The sequence below is a fragment of the Phycisphaerales bacterium genome (genome assembly GCA_029268515.1).
Taxonomy (GTDB): Bacteria; Planctomycetota; Phycisphaerae; order Phycisphaerales; family SM1A02; genus JAQWNP01.
Window position 1 is genome coordinate 113,072 of record JAQWNP010000016.1, and the last position, 22,473, is coordinate 135,544.

Genomic DNA, 22,473 nt, shown 5'->3' on the forward strand with positions numbered 1-22,473 from the left:
GTTTCGAGGGCCGCAGAGGTTAGTCAGGGCTTTTGATCTCATGAAGCTGTCGCCGCTGCTCTATTATTCGCTCGTTTTTGGCTGATTTCAGAGCTCGTATGACCGTGTGTTGGTGGCTCAGACATATAGATGGGCAGGATTCGCTCCTCAGACTGGCACAATCGCTGGCAGAGCAATCAAAACGTATCTCCCCAAAGGGAATCTGATCGTGGCAAAGAAGAAGATCACCAAGAAGACCACTAAGAAAAGTTCTAAGAAGGCTCCAGCCAAGAAGAAGGCTCCAGCCAAGAAGAAGGCTCCAGCCAAGAAGAAAGCTCCAGCCAAGAAGAAGGCGCCAGCCAAGAAGAAGGCGCCAGCTAAGAAGAAGGCGCCAGCTAAGAAGAAGGCGCCAGCTAAGAAGAAGGCGCCAGCTAAGAAGAAGGCGCCAGCTAAGAAGAAGGCTCCAGCTAAGAAGAAGGCGCCAGCTAAGAAGAAGGCTCCAGCTAAGAAGAAAGCTCCAGCCAAGAAGAAAACAGCCAAGAAGACCGCCTCCGCTGGCGGCACGACCGCGAGCAATCGCCGCCGCGGTCGCACCGTGGCTGAAGTCGCTGCTGCTTCTACTGCCGATGGCGACGGCTATGTCATCGTTGCTGGCCGCCGAGTACGCATGATGGCAGGACTCATCGCGAAGAAGACCCGACGTACCAAGGCTGCATTGACCGCTGCTGCATTGAGCGCCGAAGAACAGGTTTCACAGTCCCTAAAGGCAATCAAGACAAGTTTGACTGCCAAAGAGCTCAAAGCGTTCATGTCGATGCTGTATGAACGTCGGAAGTCACTGATGCATGATCTGGGAGCAATGGAAAATCATGCACTTCGCGCCAACAAAGACGGCTCATCACAAATGCCAATCCACCCCGCTGATCTCGGTTCAGATACCTATGACCAGGATCTTAATCTTGGCCTGGCTGCCAAGGAACGGCAACTCATTCGGGAAATTGATGAAGCAATACAACGTATCAAGAAAAAGACATATGGCATTTGCCAAGCATCTGGCAAGGTGATTCCACTGGCCAGACTCAATGCGAAACCGTGGGCAAAATATACTGTTGAAGCCGCTCGGGAACGCGAACGTCACATGAATTCATGATCACGTAGATGCCTCTAAGCAATGTCGCAGAGCACAAACGACAAAACATTTGTTAGAGCTTACCAGTCTCCAATGGCGTGGCTGGTTTTAGTCTGCGTTGTTCTGGCTGGCCTCAGCATTGACCTTGTGACGAAACGCCTCGCTTTTGAATATGTGACTTCTTCGCCAGTAGAGCTAGACCGAGATACGCTCATCAATAAACCTTGGTTTGATCCAATAGAAAGCCATGACGGTACTGAAGCCCTGCCTTGGAACCTTTTGGATTTTCATCTGGTCCTAAACCAAGGCGCCGTTTTTGGCATTGGACCAAACCAACGCGCGTTCTTCATTATCTTCACAGTCATTGCACTTGTGATTGGTTTATTTGTCTTCGGTTGGCTCACATCAGCGCGTAGCACCATTGCGCATTTTGCCATCGGACTTATTCTGGCTGGTGGGCTTGGAAACTTATACGACCGACTGCTGATTGGACGGGTCCGTGACTTCTTGCACATGCTTCCAGATGTTGAGCTGCCCTTCGGCTGGAGCTGGCCGGGCAATCAAACCGGCGAAGTTTTTCCTTGGATCTTCAATGTGGCTGACGTCCTCTTGCTCACAGGTATGGGACTACTACTCATTCATGCCATGATCGATGATCGAGCTGAAAATCGAAAGGCCCAAGCAAGCAAAACCGATTCACCCGGCCAAGAATGACTCCCACTGCTTTACAGAGACCAGATCTTCACTCGTCACAGGATCTGGCACTGCTTCCAATGGCACAGAAAGTGCCTCGGTAAAGGGGCCAACGGCAGTACGAACGATTGCTGCGCAATGCCCGCCAGTACCAAGTGCCACGCCAAGATCGCGAGCAAGACTTCGGACATAAAAGCCGGTTCGACAACGTACCTCTAGTTCGACCTCAGGCCAAGCATAGCTTAAGAGCCTCAGCTCATGAACAAAGACACGACGAGGTTCAATCTTAACAACCTGGTTCTTACGAGCTTTCTTGTAAGCTCGCACACCGTCAATCTTGACCGCGCTAAACTGCGGTGGCCGTTGCATCACTTCGCCTTCAAAAGACTTCAATGCCGCTGCAACAGTCTCTTGAGTTGGCGGCTTAGAGATTGACACAGGCTGCATCTCACCTTCTCGATCATCAGTATTCGTAAATGCACTAAGATCAATTGTTGTTCGATAAGTTTTATCTGTCGCCATGACTTCTTGCAGCAATCGTGTTGCTTTACCCAGTCCCATCACTAAGACACCACTTGCAAGCGGATCAAGAGTGCCAGCATGTCCTGTGCGCACAGATCCAGCTCTTCGCCGAACAACTGAAACAGCTTGCATTGAAGATGGACCAATAGGCTTGATCACCGATAAAAAACCAATGAGGCCTGAATGCCCAGTTGATTTTTCGGATGTTGGTTTCGGATCACTCAAAGCCATTTTCCTCACATAGGGAACCAATTTTGCCCCAGAAAGCGGTGATGAACCCATGAGATCAGGTATACACCCCGATTACAAAAGGCCCGCGTATGCGAGCCTTTTGTAGTCGGGGTGACAGGATTTGAACCTGCGACCTTCTGACCCCCAGTCAGACGCGCTACCAAGCTGCGCTACACCCCGCAATGAAGCGGACAGGGTGGGATTCGAACCCACGGTACGGACAAGCCGTACACGGCATTTCCAGTGCCGCTCCTTAAGCCGCTCGGACACCTGTCCCGTCAGAATACGACTGAGCAGTCTATCAGGTTGCTCCGCCTGGGAAGGCCTCACAAGGATCACCGCCACCCCAAAACGCACACCACCGCGCCATAGCGCGGTAGCTCGCCCCTTTGCTGGACCCGCCACTGACCCCGAAGGCTTTAGGCAGACGATCGATCCTCAATATGGAGCACGTGCTCTCTTTCCCAATCCCCGGTCTATCTCCCCACCATTCAATCCCTCGCCCGCAATCAAAAAGATCGAGTCCGTGACAAGTCGCACTCGGTTCGCCCCAACATAGAGCCAATTCAGGCTTCAAAAATAAAAAGCGCAAAAACCCTAACAAGTGCGCTTTTAAGCTGAAGTGATATGGAACGGATTCTGCTCGAAATGCCTTAGGGCGTCTTGTCGCGTTGGATTCGGATCTGCTCAATCGGCACGACCTTTCCCTGATCCATGCCTGGACAGGGAGTCGATCTACGGGCCCTTGCCCAATCCTCTGGGCTGCGAAGATTCTCTGTCCAAAATGGCCAAGTACGGCACTGCCGGGGTCGAGCCCCATAGATGCCACACAACGCTTTGCCCGGCTCCGTTTTTCGGTCAAGGAAAATGCAATCGTAACCGGACTCTGTCAGGTGCTCATTGAGCGACCATCCATCATTGAGCTTCCGAGCATATTGGTCCCGGAACGCGCGTGGCTTGAGCCCCATCGCTTTTGCCATCTCCAGGCCCTCTTGCTCAGTAAACCAAACGGCACCCGGAGGGCCTGTGCAACAATTACCGCACTGCGTACAAGCGAAGCGCAGTCCATCACGATACCACTCGCGCTCGACGGAGTCCTCAGATGACTTGCTCTCTTTTGTCACGATGCGTTCTGGTGTCCACGACACTCGTTCGCGCGTTGATGTGGATGTTGATCGATGCGAATACAATGAACTTCTGCCTGCTGATTGCCAAGGCGTAGATCAACGAGCTGCGCCGGTCGCTCATCAAATGCCATACGATCCGCTGACTGAATCTGAATAAGAGCATTGGTCTGATCCGTCTCAAAAAACGTCTCTGTTAGCTCATACGCATTGTCCAGACAGTCTGCTGTCATCCATATAGCAGCTTCGCCAAGCCGGCCGCTATGCCTGTGACGCACTTTGGCTAAAACAAACCAGAGCGTCGGCCCAAGAATACGACCACGTTCATCCTGACTGGCCGCTGGGTCAATTTGGAGATCGAGATGCCACTTATTTTCTAATGAAAGAAGCACCTCATCAAGACCACCGCCCATTGGATGGTTCGACTCCAAAATGCTGCGGAATGTCGCTCCGCCATCAATTTCATCAGAAGGCGGTTCAGGCCAGGTCTCTTCAACCTCTACCACATCGTGACGATCAAGCACTTGACGTACAGCGGGCAACATCTGCGGTTCAACATAAACCAGAACTGTTTTCATCTGGGTGATGAAGATCTCAAAGAGCGTCTCTTCACTACAAACTCCAGCCCCCACCATGCCATCTTCAAGAATCAGTGCTGACCACTTATGCCAACCAGCAAGAAACTGACTCAGGGCAATAGGCTGCGTCCCTAGAAAAACATCTAAAGCGCGGTAGGCATCGCGAGAAGCAATCTCGAACATGGCCGTCACCTCATGGCTGAGCAATGCCATCAAATCGCTGATCAGACCTTCCAGACGCTCATGAGAGACTGTGAGGTCCAGAATATAGACATCCTGGCCATCAGAATCACCTGGCTGATAGGTCACCGTGTACCCCTGAATCGGACACCAACCGGGTTGGGGCAGCACACCTAATGCATAGCGGAAGCCATCACAGGTCGGTCGGGTCAGCCCAGGTTGCATACGGGGGTTCGGCATCGAATGGATATGGTAGCAAGGAAGAATGAGGCCTAGGCAACCTGAACCGACTCGCTCCGGTATCATCCACATCGTATCCAGGGGAAGATCATAAGCGTTGCGGCCGCCAGCGAGTTCAAGGCACGGTCGCCCCACCTCACGAGGGTAGGTGGACATTCTGTACCAGGGATCCATGGCAAGGCCATAGATCCGCAGTCCTGGAGATGCTGATGGCCAAAGAGCGAGCCCAATGGGGCAGCAGACTAGGATTCATTCTTGCAGCAGCAGGCTCCGCTGTGGGCCTTGGCAATATCTGGAAGTTTCCTTATATCACCGGCCAGAATGGCGGCGGACTGTTCGTACTGATTTATCTTGGCTGCATCTTATTGGTGGGATTACCCATCATGATGGCCGAAATAATGATCGGCCGATCATCTCAACGGCAACCAGTTGGCGCCTTTAAGAAACTTGAGAGCAGCTCTTCCGGTTGGACTATTGTGGGCTGGTTCGGTGTGATTGCTGGCTTTCTGATTCTCTCCTTCTACATTGTTGTTGCAGGGTGGGCGATGGACTACACGCTGAAGAGCGTGGTCAATTTTACCCAACCTATTTATGAAAAAGCAGAAGCTGACTCCCTCGACTATCGGGCACACGTGAGCGCTGATGAAATGCGATCTCACCTGATCGATCAACGTGCAAATGAGTCCATTGCTGAGCATGAAGAAAACTTACAAGTCACCATGAGCCCACGGACATGGCAGGCATATCAGTCAATCGAGCAAGCACTCGCGAACGGTGCTTTTGGGACAAGACCTCTTGATTCAAACGACCTCGCCAGCTGGAAACAATCACGCCAAGGCGCTTTAGACGCAGTTTTATCTGATGAGACACTAGGACAGCTGTGGTCAACTGAAACGTTCAATGAATTTGGTGATGACCTTGAGTATCGCAACGAAGCCAATACTGAGGCAACGCAATTTTATGCGCCGATGAGTGATGAAGAAGTCAAGACTCTGGCCACCGAACAACATCGACGGGATGCTATTTCAACCAGTGTCACAACAGTTTTTCTAGAACTACTCAAAGATGGTTGGACTGCTAGCTTTTGGGCGGCCATCTTCATGCTGCTCACCATACTCATCGTGTCGAATGGTGTTTCTGCTGGCATTGAACGGGCCTGCAAGGTCCTGATGCCACTGCTTGTCTTCTTGATCTGTGTCATGGTTGTCTATGGCTTCTTTCAAAGGGGATTTGAAGAAGCCGTTTCGTTTGTCTTTAAACCTGATGCTTCGAGACTGAAACCCAGCGGTGTCCTTGAGGCACTTGGACATGCCTTCTTTACCTTGTCGCTGGGTATGGGTGCCATGATTACCTACGGCTCCTACCAAAAAAGCAAAAAGTCACTTCTGGGGCAGAGTTTTGCGATCGCCGGCATTGACACGCTGATCGCACTACTCGCTTGCATGATGATGTTTCCCATCATCTTTTCCTACGACCAAGAACCTGGAGCCGGTCCGGGACTCGTCTTTATGAGCATGCCACTTGCATTTGCGGAGATGGGTCAAGGCGGCTTGATACTGGGCATCATTTTCTTTGCACTCCTGGTCTTCGCGGCGTTAACGTCGGCCATTAGTTTGCTCGAAGTCGTTTCTTCTTACTTCATCGACGAACGAAATTGGTCACGTCGCAAGGCCGCGTGGCTTCTGGGCGGTATTATCTTTGCTTTCGGGGTCATAGCCGCTTTTGCGAACTCACCAGGCTTCAAGTTAGCCTCATGGGAACCAGGCTATGGCCAGAACTTCTTTGATACGCTTGACTATCTAACTTCGAACTGGATGCTTCCACTTGGTGGACTCTTCATCGCCATCTATGCTGGCTGGTTCATGCCACGCAAACTCCGTATGGCAGAGATGGAAGATATGGCTGGAGGCTTGGTCATGCTGTGGTTCTTGCTTATTCGTTTTGTTGCGCCCGCTTTGGTCATCGTTGTTCTGCTTCAAAAAATCGGTTTTATTGATGCAGATGAGTTCTTCTACGCGATTGGCTTTTAACTCAGACCTTTATCGAATCATTCCTTTGGTGTCTAAGAGAAAGAAAACTCATGGAAGCCTTTAATCAATTTCTTGATGCAGTAAACAGTGTTATCTGGGCCGACTGGGTGCTCTATGCCGTGCTTGCGGTTGGAGTGCTTTTCACCTTGTTTAGTGGCTTCTGCCAGTATCGAGCTTTAGTGCACGGCACCGCTGTCGTCACTGGCCGCTATGACAACAAAGACGATCCAGGTGCTATCAATCACTTTCAAGCACTTTCTGCTGCTCTCTCGGCAACAGTCGGTTTGGGCAATATCGCCGGCGTTGCATTAGCCATTGCGCTTGGTGGGCCTGGTGCCGTTTTCTGGATGTGGATTGTTGGACTTGCCGGCATGGCACTGAAAACAACATCTGTCACACTTTCCATGCTCTACCGAAACGTTGATGATCCCGAAAACCCACACGGTGGTCCAATGTGGGTTGCTGAAAAAGGTCTTTCTCAGTGGAACTTCCACCGACTTGGTGTGTTTGTCGGTTTTATTTTCTGCATCACGTTGCTCATTTCAGCCATTACTGGTGGCAACATGTTCCAAGCGTGGAACGTGGCGGAAATGACACAAGAGGTCGCCCCTGAAATTCCCAAACTCGGAGTGGGAATTGTGCTGGCAATCCTTGTTGGTCTCGTCATTATTGGCGGCATCAAACGAATTGGTCATGTCGCAGGTTTTCTAGTGCCATTTATGTGTGTTGCATACATTGCTGCTGGCCTTGTTGTGCTCGCAATGAACATCTCTGTGATACCTGAGATGATTTCGCTTATTTTCAAGAGCGCCTTTTCACCGCAAGAAGCTGGTAATGCCTTCCTTGGCGGATCAGCAGGGTATGCATTCTTATGGGGCATGAAACGCGCACTGTTTTCAAGTGAAGCTGGACAAGGGTCCTCGCCCATTGCCCATAGTGCTGCAAAGACAAATGAACCGGTTCGTGAAGCGTTGGTCGCTGGTATTGAGCCTTTTATCGACACGCTGGTTGTCTGCACAATTACAGCATTGGTCATCCTCTCAACTGGCGCCTGGGATCGTGACCATGAGTCAACTTTGGCCAACGAGCCACAATTGATTATGGTTGAACTTGATGCCGAGGCCGCAACCAGTACTTGGAATGTCGGGCAAAAGGGTGAATTCCCATTAAGCAGCCTTAAGAACTCGGAGATTGCCAATCCAGAATCCATCGAAGATGATTCCATCCCCTCGATTGCATGGTTTGTTCCATTGCCTGATAAATCCGAAGAAGCTCAATCACTGACAGGTAAGAATTGGCAGCAAGAAGATCGCGCCTTCGTGGTGGCTCAAACAGGCAACAAAAGCAAAGACACCAACTCCGACCTTGTTCGGGTTGGAGGTCGTGTGGTCAAGAAGGACGATGGCACACATGCCATGGTTTTTGAACCAAATGCACTCGAGTCAAACGGTGCAGAGAAACCAACTTTTAGATCACTTGCTGTCTACAAAGAGTATCCCGGCGCCACACTCACAGCACATGCATTTGACCGGTCAATTCCTGGCCTCGGTACATGGCTGGTCCTGGTTGCTGCTTGGCTCTTTGCCATATCAACCATGATCTCATGGTCTTATTACGGCGAGCAGGGCATGGTCTATATGCTCGGCGAATGGTCTGCCGTCCCCTATAAAGTGGTCTATTGTGCGATGATCATCGTGGCAACGCTAGGCTTCATGGAATCTGACAAGGACTTAGACAACCTCACCGCCTTGGGAACTGGGGTGATGCTTTGGGCCAATATCCCAATCATGTTGATATTTGGGTTTATTGCGATGAAGACCTATCGGTCGTACATAGATCGCCTTCGATCGGGCGAGTTTAAGTCCACAAAGCACAGGAACAAGGATGTCAACGCAGACTGATAGGAATCTGGCTCGTCATCACCAATGGTCTGTGGCAGATATTGCAGATGTATTGGAAGCAGGCTTCTTATCTGCTGAAGCTGGACTACGCCGTGAACAAGCTGTTCGAGGTCTTGATGCACGGTCTGAGGTCGAACTGCATCCGCTTTTGCAAGAGATTTTCGAGGCGGCCTCGATTGGTGCCACCCGTGAAGTGCGCTATCCAGCCGAGAGCCGTCGGCGACGTCAAACAGAGGGCCGTCGCTGCGATCTCGTGCTCACACCTGATGGCAAACCATTGGTTGAACCACAACAGAAACAGACACTATTTGCACCGACCAATGCGGTGGAATTAGAAGATGCGTTCTGGTTAGAAGTGAAGTGCGTCACACAGTTCACGCCAGAAGGGCCCAATTCAAGCTATACAAGCGAGCTCTTATCAACAGTCCAAAAAGATGTATTCAAACTGGCTTCAGATCGGTCCATCTTACATGCTGGCCTACTCATCATGCTCTTCGTTGCAAGCGAAGAGGTTGCAGAACATGACCTCCAAATTTGGCAAGATAAGTGCCTTGAACAAAGCCTACCGATTGCTGCACCAGCGCATCGCATCGTTCCGATTACAGATCGACTTGGCAATCATGTCTGCTGCATGTCTCTTTTTCCAGTCAGGCATTTGTAGACAGATCAACCAACGAGTTTTATGAGCCATCTGCCCCAGCAGCACCCTTACGAATGACTTCCAAGATGTGACGAGCCGCTTCTTCAGCAGGCCTCTTATTGGCAAATCGTAGACAGACGCGTTTAAGCTCTTCTGCTTGATTGGCCGCATTCTTAGAATCATGAAAAAAGTAACTCGCCGCCTTGACCACAGCGCTACAGCCGCCAATATGGGGAACAAACTCGGGCGCAATCTCCCGTGAGGCAATGATATTGGGCAAAAGGCGATATGGCGTTCGCAATATGATCTTAGCGCCCAACCAACTCACAAGACCAGTCTTATAGACACCGACCATGGGCCTTCGCTGACGCGTAATGTGAAGCGTCATTGTGCCTGAAACGACCAAAGCTAAATCACACCAAGCGACAACCTCATCAGCCATCCCTGTCACCATGTGCAGTCCTGTTGGAAAAACCTTTAGGCGATCACGCACGATCTTCGCTAACGCTGGCGTTGCTGCTGCAATGACACCAGCGGTCCCACTATGCCTACCTTGTAGTTGGTTAAACGTATCAGCCAGAAGCCTAATATTCGCTTTGACCTCATGCTCTCGTGATCCTGGGAAGAGTGCCACTCGCGGCGCGCCCTGAGGCAAGCCAGGGTTGTTTTCCCGAAGAGCCTTACTGTCAATCTCACGATTAATTGCCGGATGCCCTATAAATCTTGCTGGCACATCACGGTCGTTGAAATACTCATCTTCAAAAGGCAAAAGACAAAGCACCAAATCAGTGAGTCGCCTGAGTTTACGAATACGCCAACCTGCCCATGCCCAAATCTGTGGAGCATTAAGGTGGATAATTCTGGCTCCAGTTTTCCGAACGGCTTTGCAGATAGGAAAATTCGCGGCAGGTGAATCGACAGGCACATAGGCCACAACCCGGTACTGCCGTATCCACTGCTTGATGCGACTAATTTCTTTGCGTACTTCGCGAATGCGCTTAAAACCATTGAGCCCCATGGCGCTCGCTTCAGTGGTTTGGCTGATCACTTTCGCTCCAGCCTTTTCCATGAGTGGGCCACCCCAGGCAAAAATCTGGATGTCAGGGCGAAGCCTCTTTAATTCTGCAATCAGTGGCGCTGCCAACGCATCACCGCTCGGTTCAAATGCCGTAAACAGAATACTAGGTGCCCGCTGGTGAACATGGTCACCACTGGCACTCTGCTCCGAGCCTTTACGCTTCTTAGAAATAGCTTTGCTCACGGAGGGCATCATACGGGATAGGATGGGCCTATGACATTTCTGCAAAAACAACAGATACAGGTGCCGACAAAACGCTATGTGATCGCCATCGCTCTCTCACTATGTTCAATAGCCAGCTTGTGTGCTCAGGATGCCCAATCGAACCCGCCGGCCCCCACGATCTCCATGGCTTCCGATCAGATCCCGGCAGCTCTTCGTAAGCCAGTGCTCGGCATCGCCCTCAATATTCACCATATCAGCGACTTAGAACTCTATCTAAGGAGCGTTGATCAGATTGCCGAACTTGGAGCCAACGCACTGGTGGTCGTAACACCATGGTTTCAGGATACCGGCAGTACCAATACCATTTACCGGATCTCCAGCCGCTGCCCCACCGACGAACAGCTCAAAGCTGTTTTTAAGCGAGCAAAGCAACGGAACCTTCGTACTGCCATTGTCCCAATCGTGCTTATTAAAAATCCAGTTGGCAAAGAGTGGCGAGGGACTATCGCGCCCACAAATTGGGAACAATGGTGGATGAGCTACGGTGCATTTATTAACCACTTCGCTGGCATGGCCGCTGAATTGGATATTGACATCCTTTCCATCGGAAGTGAGTTGAACTCAACTGAAGATCAAGAGCAACATTGGACTCATGTTGCTGCTGCTACACGAAAAATATTCTCCGGCACAATGACCTACACCGCAAATTGGGATCGATATGAGAAAGTAAAATTTTGGAATCTTGTCGATGCCATCAGCATTAGTGCCTACTTTGAGTTAGTAGAAAATCCAGAACAACAAAACGTATTAATGATGTCCGAAGCCTGGGGAAAAATTGCCACTAAAATCGCTGACTTTGCCAAGACACAGGGCCGACCACTTCTGCTCATGGAAGTCGGATATCCATCTGTACCATGGGCAGCCCTTCATCCATGGAACTACCAGCCCGGCGATCTCAAAGAATCTGATCCTGAAACCCAAGCTCGAGCCTATGAGGCCTTTCTCACAATTTGGACGGCAAAGCTCACGGCTCAGGCCTGCCCCGTACAGGGGTTCTTCCTCTACCACTGGGATCCGTACCACAGCGGCGGCTCACGGGATTTTGGCTATGGCATTGACGGAAAGCCTGCCAAAACGCTCATCCGAGATGCCTTCCAGCAGATCAAATCAGAGATCCGAAAAAACCAAGCAAAGCCTCAATCTCTGGCAGATTGAACGTTCCTCGCTAGGATGTGCCAGCGTTCTGTCTTCGTCCTGATCCAATCAGCCCCAAGCAGCCCAACTGGGCAACCACCCTATTCCAATGAACAAAAGAACTCATATGTGCGGCGAGCTTCGAGAAACCGATTCCGGCTCACATGTCACTATCAGCGGCTGGATTGCTACCTATCGAGATCAGGGCAAAGGCCTCATCTTCCTGGACCTTCGAGATCGCACCGGTATTACCCAGGTTGTCTTTGATCTAGAGGATGTCGATGAAGAGCTGGTTACGACTGCAAAGAGTCTCCGCCGCGAGTTTGTAGTGAGCATCACCGGCATGGTGCGGGAACGTGAAGGCAAGGCCAATCAAAAACTTGCAACCGGCGCCATTGAAGTAAGAGCAGACAAGCTTGAAGTCCTCAGTCGCAGTGATAATCCACCGATTCTTCCTGACGAACACGAAGCTGAAAAAATCTCTGAAGATATTCGACTCAAGTATCGGTATATCGATCTGCGGCGTAAGCGAATGCAGGATATCCTCACCACTCGACATCGAATCACACAACTAACAAGATCGTTCTTTGGTGAAAATGGTTTCATTGAAGTTGAAACACCACTTCTGATTAAACCGACACCAGAAGGAGCGCGTGACTTTATTGTGCCTTCGCGCGTCAAGCCAGGATCGTGGTATGTACTCCCACAAAGTCCACAGATCTTTAAGCAAATTTTGATGATTGGTGGCCTCGATCGATACATGCAGATTTGCAAGTGCCTTCGAGATGAAGATCCTCGTGCCGATCGTCAGGCAGAGTTCACTCAAATCGATCTCGAAATGAGTTTTGTGGATCGAGATGATGTAATGGACATGACGTCGAGTTTCGTACGTTTACTATTCAAAGAACTGAAGGGTATAGACGTTGGCCTGATCCCAACAATGAGCTATGCCGATGCGATGAGCCGCTTTGGTAGTGATCGCCCCGACCTTCGCTTTGACCTTGAGCTTCACGATGCCACTGATCTTGCGAGCAAGACAGAGTTCCGCGTTTTCACTGAAGCAATTGGATTAGAAAATGGTGTTGTCAAAGCACTGGTTGTACCGAACGGGGTCGACAAACTAACTCGCAAGAATCTTGATGGCTATGGAGAGATTGCCAAAACCTATGGTGCAGGTGGATTGCCGACATCAAAGTTCACAGGACAAGGTGAGCACGGCGGTTTCGAAACTGGTATTGCCAAGTTCCTTGCTCCCATTGCAGGTGAGCTCGCTGCATCACTCAATCTCAAGCACGGTGATATTGTTGTCTTTACCGCTGATCGTGCCAACATCGCCAACACGGCACTGGGTCAAGTAAGATTACAAATTGGCCGAGATTTAGATCTGATCGACGAGACCCAATTCAAGTTACTTTGGGTTGTTGACTTTCCGATGTTTGAACGCGATGAGGAAACGGGCCATTGGACGAGTTTGCACCACCCCTTTACCGCCCCCATGCCAGGCCAGGTTGGTGTGCTTGATTCTGATCCGGGTGCCTGCATCTCGGCTGGATATGATCTGGTTATCAATGGTTCAGAAGCAGCCGGAGGCTCTGTTCGTATCCATGATCAAGATGTCCAAGCCAAGGTTTTCTCACTTTTAGGGCTCACTCCAGAAGATGCTTCAACAAAATTTGGTTTCTTATTGGAAGCCTTGAGATATGGAGCCCCACCACACGGTGGCATTGCCTTCGGATTGGATCGTTTGACGATGCTCTTCTGTGATACTGATAATATTCGTGACGTCATTGCCTTCCCCAAAACTGGCAGTGGCTTAGATCTCATGTCAGAAGCACCTGGACCTGTTGATGATGAGCAACTCGCCGAACTGCGTGTTTGTGTCATGGAACCAGACACTGCTTCCTAATGCCTCTCAAGACCTGTGACTGTTTTTTCTCATGAGTAAAAACGCGATTCTAACACTACTGATTCTGATTGGCTTGGTTGCAGGCGCTCTTTTTGGTGAGTACATCCTCTTCCCTTCTGGGCAAGTTGGTGGCGATCACTGGACAAAACAGCTTGGTGATTTGATTTTGATTCGACCGCTGAAGCTGCTGGTGATCCCCCTCATCTTCTTTAGCGTGGTATCAGGCATCACTCGAATTGGTGACCCCTCTCGGCTTGGCTTGGTTGGTGGCGCAACCATCATTTATTACATCACAACGATGTTGCTTGCCGTCATCCTTGGGACGGCACTCGTTTCTTGGGTTGCACCTGGCGTCAGCCCACACGATCAACAACTTGCACTTATCAGCCAAGGCGAGGCTGCTTTTAATGACAGCACCAATCTTCAAAGCAAAGTCAGCAACCAGACGATGGGTTCCGCCTGGACAAATATCCTACGGCAGTTGATACCAGACAATGTCATCAAGGAAATGTCAGATGGCAGACCCTTGGGCGTCATCGTCTTTGCCATTGGATTTGGGCTGGCGCTGGCCTGGGGACGAGAACGCACGAAGGCCGCAAGAAAGGTCATGGATGCTTGTTTTGAAGGCATGATGATCTTTGTTCAGTGGATTATTTGGCTCACGCCTATTGGTGTATTTTTCTTGGTCTCATGGTCTGTTGGCCAACTTGGTCTGACAAACATTGCTGGGCCAATTGGAAAATACATGCTTGTGGTGCTTGTCGGGCTCGCAATTCACGGATTGATTGTTCTTCCAATCGTGCTAACAATCTTCGGACGAACAAATCCATACCAATTCCTATGGCAGATGCGAAGAGCATTACTGACCGCATTTGGCACCGACTCTAGCTCTGCCACACTGCCAGTCACGATGGATACAGCCGAAAATGAGGGGCGATGTTCTAAACGAGCCTCGAATTTTGTATTACCACTGGGCTCGACAATCAACATGGATGGCACAGCCCTCTATGAAGCCGTCGCAGTCGTCTTTCTATTCCAGTTATATGGCTACGATCTCAGCATGGTTCAACTGACGATTGTCGTTATTACTGCGACACTAGCAGCAATCGGTGCTGCTGGCATTCCCTCAGCGGGCCTTGTTACGATGGTTGTGGTTATCTCTGCAGTCAATACCAGTCTTGCACCAACCGGCGTGGATCCGCTACCCATTGCTGCAATCGGCATTATTCTAGGTGTCGATCGCATCTTGGACATGTGCCGAACAACAGTCAACGTGTGGGGTGACGCCACTGGCGCCAAGATTATTTCGCGATTGGCGCCCGATGAGCCCGTCAGTGACGCATCAGATTCAGATATCTAAAATGTGCTCTATTCGATGCCTTGGTCAGCCAACCATCGCTCCGCATCAAGTGCCGCCTGACACCCCATGCCCGCTGCAGTAACCGCTTGTCGATAGACGCTATCAGCAACATCACCAGCAGCGAAGACACCAGGTAAATTTGTATGACTCGTACGTGTTTCAAGCTTCACGTACTTCTTGTCATCCATCGCAATTGATGTTCCCTCCAGAAACTCTGACGCTGGCGTGTGCCCGATCGCGACAAACATTCCCGTTACTTCAACTTGGGACTTCTCACCAGTAACAGTATCTTCTAATAAGACGGCACTGATTCGGTCTTCACCAAGCACATCGATGACCTGCTTATTCCAAAGCACCTCAGCATTCTCGGCATTGAGAACACGATCTTGCATCGTTTTAGAGGCGCGGAATTCTGATCTCCTGTGAATCACATAGACCGTTGATGCAAATTTAGTCAGATAGCTTGCTTCTTCCATTGCCGAGTCACCGCCACCAATAACCGCCAATGGTTGATCACGGAACATAGGCAAGGCGCCATCGCAAACAGCACATGCACTCACGCCCCCGCCACTTTGAGCCAGCCTCATTTCATTCTCAAGGCCCAGCCAATTTGCAGTCGCACCAGTTGCAATAATCACCGCATGCGCAGACAAGGTCTGGCCGTTGGCCTGAGTCAATTTAAGCGGTGTTGATGAAAAATCACAGGAAACAACATCATCCTCGATGATCTTAGTTTCAAAACGCTCTGCCTGGCTACGAAAGGCAGCCATCATGTCAGGACCGCTCACACCTTCAGGAAAGCCAGGATAATTTTCAACATCAGTGGTCAGCATAAGTTGCCCACCTGGCAGCACCGGTGCAGGGTTTGATTTTGGCACACCAACACAAACAACTGGCGAGAGATTAGCCCTTGCTGCATAGATCGCCGCTGTCCAGGCTGCTGGACCACTTCCAATAATGATGACCTTGCATACTTCTGTCATTGAAAACCTATCAAGTCAGTTGGCCTAGGGGCAGATGAACAAGTCAAAACAATTTACACAAAATACTTTTAGGATGACTGCGAAGCTTCCCGAACAATTGTTCTCACTGGTGGCCAGATGACAACATCACCGGTTGCACCAATAGGCACATGTTCTGCAGCAAGTCCATCCTCATGGTCTTGCCCAACGCTGTAAAGTAAACCCGAACCTCTCTTAAGCCAGACTCGACCCAGCGAAGTATCAAGAGCGCGCCTGGCTGCGACATACCTGTAAATCAGAGGGTCAAATTTCAGGTCAAACGCGTCAACGTTTGATCTCTTCCGCGTATAGGTCGGGTAGATCTTTTCACTGTCATTCGGATAGTTACCGTACTCTTTGTGATAGGCACAGAGCCCCGCAGAGATCGCAGTACCGTTTACTTGCACAATCAGTAGATTTCGAATCGCAAACAGCTCTTTGATGTCTCGAATGGCATAAAGAACAGCGGCATAGCGAACTGGATTTGTACGATCGAACTCTGACTTCCTTTCCAGTATTGGATCGTATTCCTGCACACGCCAGCGGCGCCACCAGTCGTCATAAATCAATATTAAATGCCGGTGAGCCTCTTTACGGGGACTATGAAGTGCTGCCACCTTCTCCCAACGGCGAGCTGCACCAAAACGTGTCAATGGTTCAGATTCGGCCTGGATATCTGTAAATACCTTACGGAACATCTGTGGGTCTGCTTTGCCACTGTTTTCATCAAAGACCAGATCGATGAGCCCAGTCGAAACAATTCGATCTCCCTCTGGCATCGTCAGGCGATTACGAGTTGGCTGCAAGAATGGAATATCTTCTCGACCAAAGTCCTGATATATCTTGCCTGGCATCTCATCAAGATAGGTGTAAAAGATGTCTCGGAGGATACTAAGTGAATCAGAGAGCATCGTGATAGCAAATACTTTTTCAGCAAAGAAATCACGATCACAGAGCATTCGATAAACCCGTAAGCTGGCAACGATTTGCTTTTGAGCATCCTCAAAATTCTTCGCTTCACATAGCCGGTAGTGATTCGCTGTTGAGAATGCAGCTATGACTCGCATGGCCTTGAGGTACGGAAACTCACTTCGGCGAAGATTACCTTCGACTCCGATTTCAATGTGTAGTCCCCGAGATTGGTAAACACTATCAACTGAGCTCTTCCCATAAGGCAGCCCAATGATATTACGATCTCCAGACTTTAAAATGGCCTCTGCCATTGCCTGGTTTCCTTCCGCCCAAGCACTGACCTGATCCCAACCTTCCATGCCAGGCCAGATTGTGGTTTGATTGAAATTGGGACCAATTTCAAAAGGTGGGGGCGAGAGTTCAAGATAAGCATCGAACAGAATGCGGTATGACTTGCTTTGTTCGGTACCGTCAACCTGAGGGCTGCTATTGAGTTGCTCTACGATGTCGGAGAATTCTTCCTGTCCCAGGGCGACCGTACCCCAGGAAAGTAAGACTATCAAAATCATGTGAAAACGAAGGAGGGGCATCGCGGGGCCCTTTCTGTAGATAAAGGAAGCTGTTTCAGCATTCTAGTGTGACCAGTCAGTGGAAGGCAAAAAGCGACAATTAACACATCGTCCACGGCGTGCGGATATGATCGTCGCGCATTCTTTGAGTAGGCCGCGTAGGCCGCCGTGTAGCCTTGACGGAGCCCCGTATGTCTATGTTTCGACCCTCCCAGAGAGGTGCTACTTCACCATCCTCACCGATTCGACGCCTCGCTGTATTGGCAGATGAGGCAGCCAAACGGGGGGTGACCGTACACCACCTTAATATTGGTCAACCCGATATCAAGACCCCACAATGCATGCTCGATGCCTATCGGAACTATGACGAATCCGTTATTGAATATGCACCAAGCGACGGCTATCTGCAGTTTCGTGATCAACTGGCAAACTACTATCAGAACCTGCTAGGAAAGTCCCCCATTAAGACTGATGATATTGTCGTCACAACGGGTGGGTCTGAAGCGCTCCTCTTCACATTTGCAGCAATCTGCGACCCTGATGATGAGATCCTCGTTTGCGAACCTTTCTATACCAACTACGCCGGCTTTGCCCACCTACTGTCAATTAAGACCAAGCCAGTAACAACCTGCGCAGAGGATGGATATCGCATCGATATTAATCAAGTGAGAGATGCCATTACCGAACGCACACGTGCGATCACCATTCCTTCTCCTGGAAATCCCACTGGTTTGGTTCTCACCCAAGATGAACTACAGGCACTTGTTGATTTATGCCGTGAGCACAATCTCTTCTACATTAGTGATGAGGTGTACAGGGACTTTGTCTACAACCTTCCAGAAGGAGTAAGAGCGCCGAGCTCTCTCTCATGTCATGGAGATCTGGAACACGTTGTGGTGATTGACTCTGTCTCTAAGAGATACAGCGCATGTGGCAGCCGCATCGGGTGGCTCGCAACAACCAACAAGGCTATTCGTGATGCTGCACTATGCTATGGTCAGGCGAGACTGTCCCCCGCGACAGTCGATCAATATGCTTCCATGGCTGCACTTCAAACTCCAGAATCTTATTTCACTGAGGCTCGCCGCGAATACATGAAACGCCGCGATCTACTGGTCGAGGGGCTGGTACGCATCGGCATCAAATGCACAAAGCCAGACGGTGCCTTTTACCTTGCAGCGCAATTACCAGTAAGCGATGCCGAAGACTTTTGCCGCTTTCTTCTTAATGAACACAGTCTTGATGGCGAGACAGTCATGCTGGCGCCCCTTGCAGGCTTCTATGCCACCGAAGGAATGGGAATGAATGAAGTTCGGATTGCATATGTTCTCGAATCAAGCAAACTAAAGCGATGTATCGACATCCTTGAATCTGCGCTCGCAGCATATAAAGTCAAAACACAGAACTAAGTAACTCGATACAACATGATCGGCCTTTTAGGAACGCACATTAAAGATCTGGTCGCCAATCAATATGTCACGTATTTATTTTGACAACGCAGCAACGAGTTACCCTAAACCACCAGCTGTAACTGATGCAATCGTACATTTCTCGAAAATGTGCGGTGCCAGCCCCGGGCGCGGAGCCTATGCCGAATCACGACTGGCATCGAGTGAGCTTGAGCGTTGTCGAGACAATATCAATTCGCTCATCAATGGTGAAAATCCGAAGCACGTCATTTTCACACTCAATACAACAGACGCTCTCAATCTTGCGATCTACGGAATCTACCAGTCACATCTCAAGTCAAGTTCTTCACGAAGACTTCATATGGTTTCAACGGTGATGGATCACAATTCAGTGCTTCGTCCCTTTCACGCCCTAAAAGATCAAGGCGTTGATGTCACCTTCGTTGAGGGCGATCCTCAATCAGGATTGGTTGATCCTGACGAATTTGCAGCTGCTCTCACGCCACAGACATGCCTCGCCGCTGTGATCCATGGTTCAAATGTCACCGGCACCGTCCAGAACATCGCGGCAATCGGTGACCGCTGCCGATCAAAACAAGTACCACTCTTAGTAGATGCGGCCCAAACGATTGGGCACCAGCCCATTGATGTCCAAGCGATGGGGATCGATCTTCTTGCGTTCCCTGGGCACAAAGGTTTACTTGGCCCTCTCGGTACTGGCGGCTTGTACATTCGACCAGGTATGGAACCGTTCTTGGAGCCCTACCGACAAGGTGGCACAGGCAGTGCAAGCGAAGCCCCCTATCAGCCAATAGTCATGCCCGATAAATTTGAATGTGGCTCTCATAACACACTGGGCCTTATTGGCCTATCTGAAGCAATTACATGGATCAAAAAAGAGACGCCCGCTGCACTGTGGCGTCAGGAATGTATACAAATAGAGCAGATGCTTGATGGCCTTAGAACACTAGAGGATGTCCAGCTTCTGGGCCCGCAGGGGCTCGAAAATCGGTGCGGCGTCTTCTCTATCATCGTCAAGAAGTTAACGCCGGAAGAAGTCTCTCAAAAACTTGAGCAAGAGCACGGCATACTCACCAGAAGTGGCTTGCATTGTGCCCCATTTGCCCATCAACAAATGGGATCCTCTTGTCATCATGGCGCTACACGGCTGAGCCTGGGTCCATTTCTGACTAGAGATAACATTGAACACGCTTTGCAAGCAATATCTGAAATAAGTCGAACCACAACCGTTGTTGCCATTGCCTAGGAATGCCACATGTCACTAAATGATCTGATTACCAAACGACTCAAGATCGCTGCCGAGACGATCACTTCATTGCAAAGAATTGGTGATGAACTTACCAAGGCTTGCGAACTTGCAATAGCAACGATTGAGGGTGGCGGAATGATTGCCACCTGTGGAAATGGTGGCTCCGCTGCCCAAGCGCTCCATCTCGCGGAAGAGCTCATGGGGCGATACCGTGCCGATCGCCGCCCCTTAGCGGGCGTGTGCTTGAACGCCGACCCCACACTTTTAACGTGTATCGCCAATGACTACGGGTTCGATGCTATCTTCGCTCGCCAGTGTGAAGCCCTTCTTAACGAGGGTGACCTCTTGCTTGTTTTTAGCACATCAGGAAAGAGTCCTAATATTATTCGAGCCTTAAAAACCGCTCGCTCTAAAGGCGCGAGAACCATGGGACTACTCGGCCCCAATGACAGCCCCTGTCACGAACTCTGTGACATTGCAATCTCAAGCCATGGCGCGGATACAGCCATGATCCAAGATGCTCACCAGGTTGTATTACATCTACTTTGCGAAGCAATAGAGCAATCTATTTTGCAACCTTGAGTGGTCGCCACCAATCCTCATGCTCACGATACCACTCCGCCGTCTGAATCAGCCCTGCCGGCCAGGCGCTCCGCTGTGGCTTCCAACCCAACTCCCGTTCAATCTTTGAAGCATCAATCGCATAGCGGCGATCGTGTCCAAGTCGATCAGGTACTGGCTCAATCATCGCTTGATCCTGGCCCATGCACTCCAGCAACATATCCGTGAGCGATCGATTACTCCACTCATTACAACCACCAATATTGTAAACCTCGCCAAGCGTCCCTCGTTCCAATGTAAGAAGAACTGCTTCACAATGATCATGCACGTGAATCCAGTCTCTTACATTAAGTCCATCACCATAAAGTGGCACACGTTCACCATCTATCAAATTGGTAATGAACAGTGGGATCACTTTCTCAGGAAACTGAAACGGTCCAAAGTTGTTAGAGCAACGCGTAATGAGTCCGGGAAAACCAAACGTATGATGATATGAAAGCACGAGCAAATCTGCGGCAGCTTTAGATGCGCTGTAAGGGCTACTCGGACAGAGTGGCGTACTTTCCTGAAATAGCAAGTCAGGGCGATCCAGTGGAAGATCACCATAGACCTCATCTGTTCCAATCTGAAGGAACTTAGGACAGTTTTCCATTTGCCTACATGCATCCATCAATACCTGGGTACCAGTAATATTTGTGGATACAAAAGGACCAGAATCATAGATAGATCGATCCACATGCGACTCAGCTGCGAAGTTCACAACTGCATCACAATCTTGGAGTGCTTGCTGAACAACAAGCGGATCACGGATATCGCCTTGTATAAACTTATATCGAGGGTTTTCTGAACAGTCGACCAGGCTCTCTAGATTACCTGCATAAGTCAGCGCATCTAAATTCACAACTGAGTAGCTAGATCGCTCTGCCAACACGAAGCGAATGAAGTTACTGCCAATGAACCCAGCACCACCGGTGACCAAAATCCGCATAGGCTCAGTCACCATCCCTGGCTCCTTCTTGACCTTGCCCTGACATGAACGATACATCTGTACTGTTCGCACCACTCTCAGCCACAAGATTTGAAACTGAGTGGAGGCTCTTAAATGTTCCTGCGTCAGACCACCAACCTTCGAGTATCTCATACTCCAGATCACCGCGAGCAAGATACATATTATTAACGTCCGTGATCTCCAACTCTCCTCGTTCACTTGGGGACAGTTGGCTGGCCATACCGAAGACGTCTTGATCATACATATAGATGCCTGTCACAGCATATGAACTAGGCGGCGAAACTGGCTTCTCTAAAATCTCGACGATTTTCTCATCTGCAAAACGTGGCACGCCAAACCTCTCCGGATCTGATACTTCTTTAAGAAGAAGCCGCGCACCTGTCTGCTGCGCACGATAACTATTGACAGAGGCTTGAATGGAACCCTGGATGATATTGTCTCCTAGAATGACGCATATGCGGCCACCTTCAGAAAAATCTTCCGCTAATAGAAGCGCATCAGCAATACCACCTTCACCTTCTTGATACGTATAGTGAAGATCTGACAAACCTAAATGCTTCCCATTTTTTAACAGACGCAGAAAATCTCCTGCATGTTCACCACCGGTAACCACTAAGACTTCGTCAATGCCCGCTTTAATAAGACACTCAATGGGATAGTGAATCATCGGCTGATCGTACACTGGCAGCAAGTGCTTGTTCGTCACAAGCGTAAGCGGTGAGAGACGAGTTCCGAGACCTCCAGCAAGAATAACACCCTTCATCGTAGGTCCCACATTCTTAATTGTAATAT

At 49.9% G+C, this 22,473-nt stretch carries 19 protein-coding genes and 2 tRNA genes; 11 read left to right on the plus strand and 10 right to left on the minus strand.

Annotation, left to right across the window (positions count from 1 at the left end; genetic code table 11):
- Nucleotides 1-208 precede the first annotated feature (208 nt).
- Both P8J86_10650 and P8J86_10655 read left to right on the plus strand, forming a co-directional pair.
- Complete coding sequence (locus P8J86_10650; GenBank protein ID MDG2055154.1) at nucleotides 209-1,129, plus strand: TraR/DksA C4-type zinc finger protein; 921 nt, start codon at nucleotides 209-211, stop codon at nucleotides 1,127-1,129.
- A 72-nt stretch (nucleotides 1,130-1,201) separates the two neighbouring features.
- Nucleotides 1,202-1,822 (plus strand): signal peptidase II, encoded by a 621-nt coding sequence (locus P8J86_10655; GenBank protein ID MDG2055155.1) that lies wholly within the window; start codon nucleotides 1,202-1,204, stop codon nucleotides 1,820-1,822.
- On the opposite strand, the gene truB is transcribed toward P8J86_10655, so the two are convergent.
- From truB to P8J86_10680, 5 genes are all read right to left on the minus strand, one after another.
- A complete protein-coding gene (truB, locus tag P8J86_10660; GenBank protein ID MDG2055156.1) occupies nucleotides 1,805-2,548 on the minus strand; it encodes a tRNA pseudouridine(55) synthase TruB in 744 nt (247 codons plus the stop codon). The two genes, P8J86_10655 and truB, sit on opposite strands and share 18 nt — an antisense overlap.
- Nucleotides 2,549-2,660: 112 nt before the next feature.
- Nucleotides 2,661-2,734 (minus strand) — tRNA-Pro (locus P8J86_10665).
- An 8-nt stretch (nucleotides 2,735-2,742) separates the two neighbouring features.
- Nucleotides 2,743-2,830: transfer RNA gene (locus P8J86_10670), tRNA-Ser, on the minus strand.
- 377 nt (nucleotides 2,831-3,207) lie between these two features.
- Nucleotides 3,208-3,702, minus strand: a complete 495-nt coding sequence (locus tag P8J86_10675; protein ID MDG2055157.1) for a YkgJ family cysteine cluster protein — start codon at nucleotides 3,700-3,702, stop codon at nucleotides 3,208-3,210.
- Complete coding sequence (locus P8J86_10680) at nucleotides 3,675-4,832, minus strand: hypothetical protein (protein ID MDG2055158.1); 1,158 nt, start codon at nucleotides 4,830-4,832, stop codon at nucleotides 3,675-3,677. The genes P8J86_10675 and P8J86_10680 overlap by 28 nt, the downstream gene beginning before the upstream one ends.
- A 53-nt stretch (nucleotides 4,833-4,885) precedes the next feature.
- Here P8J86_10680 and P8J86_10685 point away from each other — a divergent pair, with 53 nt between their 5' ends.
- From P8J86_10685 to P8J86_10695, 3 genes are read left to right on the plus strand one after another with little or no spacing between them, the layout of a single operon-like run.
- Nucleotides 4,886-6,706: a sodium-dependent transporter gene (locus P8J86_10685; GenBank protein ID MDG2055159.1), complete on the plus strand. Its 1,821-nt coding sequence runs from the start codon at nucleotides 4,886-4,888 to the stop codon at nucleotides 6,704-6,706.
- Between the two features lie 50 nt (nucleotides 6,707-6,756).
- On the plus strand, nucleotides 6,757-8,607 hold the full coding sequence (locus tag P8J86_10690) for an amino acid carrier protein (protein MDG2055160.1): 1,851 nt from the start codon (nucleotides 6,757-6,759) through the stop codon (nucleotides 8,605-8,607).
- Nucleotides 8,591-9,268, plus strand: a complete 678-nt coding sequence (locus tag P8J86_10695; protein ID MDG2055161.1) for a hypothetical protein — start codon at nucleotides 8,591-8,593, stop codon at nucleotides 9,266-9,268. Before P8J86_10690 ends, P8J86_10695 begins: the two co-directional genes overlap by 17 nt.
- A 19-nt stretch (nucleotides 9,269-9,287) precedes the next feature.
- Here P8J86_10695 and P8J86_10700 read toward each other — a convergent pair whose 3' ends face one another.
- A complete protein-coding gene (locus P8J86_10700; GenBank protein ID MDG2055162.1) occupies nucleotides 9,288-10,508 on the minus strand; it encodes a hypothetical protein in 1,221 nt (406 codons plus the stop codon).
- Nucleotides 10,509-10,538: 30 nt separating this feature from the next.
- On the opposite strand from P8J86_10700, the gene P8J86_10705 reads away from it, so the two are divergent.
- The 3 genes from P8J86_10705 (at nucleotide 10,539) to P8J86_10715 (ending at nucleotide 14,950) form a co-directional block, all read left to right on the plus strand.
- Entirely contained in the window at nucleotides 10,539-11,705 is a 1,167-nt protein-coding gene (locus P8J86_10705; protein MDG2055163.1) for a hypothetical protein, read from the plus strand.
- A gap of 88 nt (nucleotides 11,706-11,793) precedes the next feature.
- Entirely contained in the window at nucleotides 11,794-13,590 is a 1,797-nt protein-coding gene (aspS, locus tag P8J86_10710) for an aspartate--tRNA ligase (GenBank protein MDG2055164.1), read from the plus strand.
- A 31-nt stretch (nucleotides 13,591-13,621) separates the two neighbouring features.
- The gene (locus tag P8J86_10715) at nucleotides 13,622-14,950 is read left to right on the plus strand and encodes a dicarboxylate/amino acid:cation symporter (protein MDG2055165.1); all 1,329 of its coding nucleotides are present in this window, start codon (nucleotides 13,622-13,624) and stop codon (nucleotides 14,948-14,950) included.
- An 8-nt stretch (nucleotides 14,951-14,958) separates the two neighbouring features.
- On the opposite strand, the gene trxB is transcribed toward P8J86_10715, so the two are convergent.
- Nucleotides 14,959-15,933 carry a thioredoxin-disulfide reductase gene (gene trxB / locus P8J86_10720; GenBank protein MDG2055166.1) on the minus strand — a complete coding sequence of 325 codons (975 nt, stop codon included), beginning with the start codon at nucleotides 15,931-15,933 and terminating at the stop codon, nucleotides 14,959-14,961.
- 68 nt (nucleotides 15,934-16,001) lie between these two features.
- Nucleotides 16,002-17,453 carry a hypothetical protein gene (locus P8J86_10725; GenBank protein ID MDG2055167.1) on the minus strand — a complete coding sequence of 484 codons (1,452 nt, stop codon included), beginning with the start codon at nucleotides 17,451-17,453 and terminating at the stop codon, nucleotides 16,002-16,004.
- 170 nt (nucleotides 17,454-17,623) lie between these two features.
- Here P8J86_10725 and P8J86_10730 point away from each other — a divergent pair, with 170 nt between their 5' ends.
- The 3 genes from P8J86_10730 (at nucleotide 17,624) to P8J86_10740 (ending at nucleotide 20,693) form a co-directional block, all read left to right on the plus strand.
- Nucleotides 17,624-18,841 carry a pyridoxal phosphate-dependent aminotransferase gene (locus P8J86_10730; protein MDG2055168.1) on the plus strand — a complete coding sequence of 406 codons (1,218 nt, stop codon included), beginning with the start codon at nucleotides 17,624-17,626 and terminating at the stop codon, nucleotides 18,839-18,841.
- A gap of 64 nt (nucleotides 18,842-18,905) precedes the next feature.
- Nucleotides 18,906-20,108: an aminotransferase class V-fold PLP-dependent enzyme gene (locus tag P8J86_10735; protein MDG2055169.1), complete on the plus strand. Its 1,203-nt coding sequence runs from the start codon at nucleotides 18,906-18,908 to the stop codon at nucleotides 20,106-20,108.
- A gap of 9 nt (nucleotides 20,109-20,117) precedes the next feature.
- Nucleotides 20,118-20,693: an SIS domain-containing protein gene (locus P8J86_10740; GenBank protein ID MDG2055170.1), complete on the plus strand. Its 576-nt coding sequence runs from the start codon at nucleotides 20,118-20,120 to the stop codon at nucleotides 20,691-20,693.
- Here the strand turns inward: P8J86_10740 and rfbB are convergent.
- Both rfbB and P8J86_10750 read right to left on the minus strand, forming a co-directional pair.
- Nucleotides 20,677-21,675: a dTDP-glucose 4,6-dehydratase gene (rfbB, locus tag P8J86_10745; GenBank protein ID MDG2055171.1), complete on the minus strand. Its 999-nt coding sequence runs from the start codon at nucleotides 21,673-21,675 to the stop codon at nucleotides 20,677-20,679. The genes P8J86_10740 and rfbB overlap by 17 nt on opposite strands.
- Entirely contained in the window at nucleotides 21,665-22,444 is a 780-nt protein-coding gene (locus tag P8J86_10750; GenBank protein MDG2055172.1) for a sugar phosphate nucleotidyltransferase, read from the minus strand. The genes rfbB and P8J86_10750 overlap by 11 nt, the downstream gene beginning before the upstream one ends.
- Between the last annotated feature and the right edge of the window lie 29 nt (nucleotides 22,445-22,473).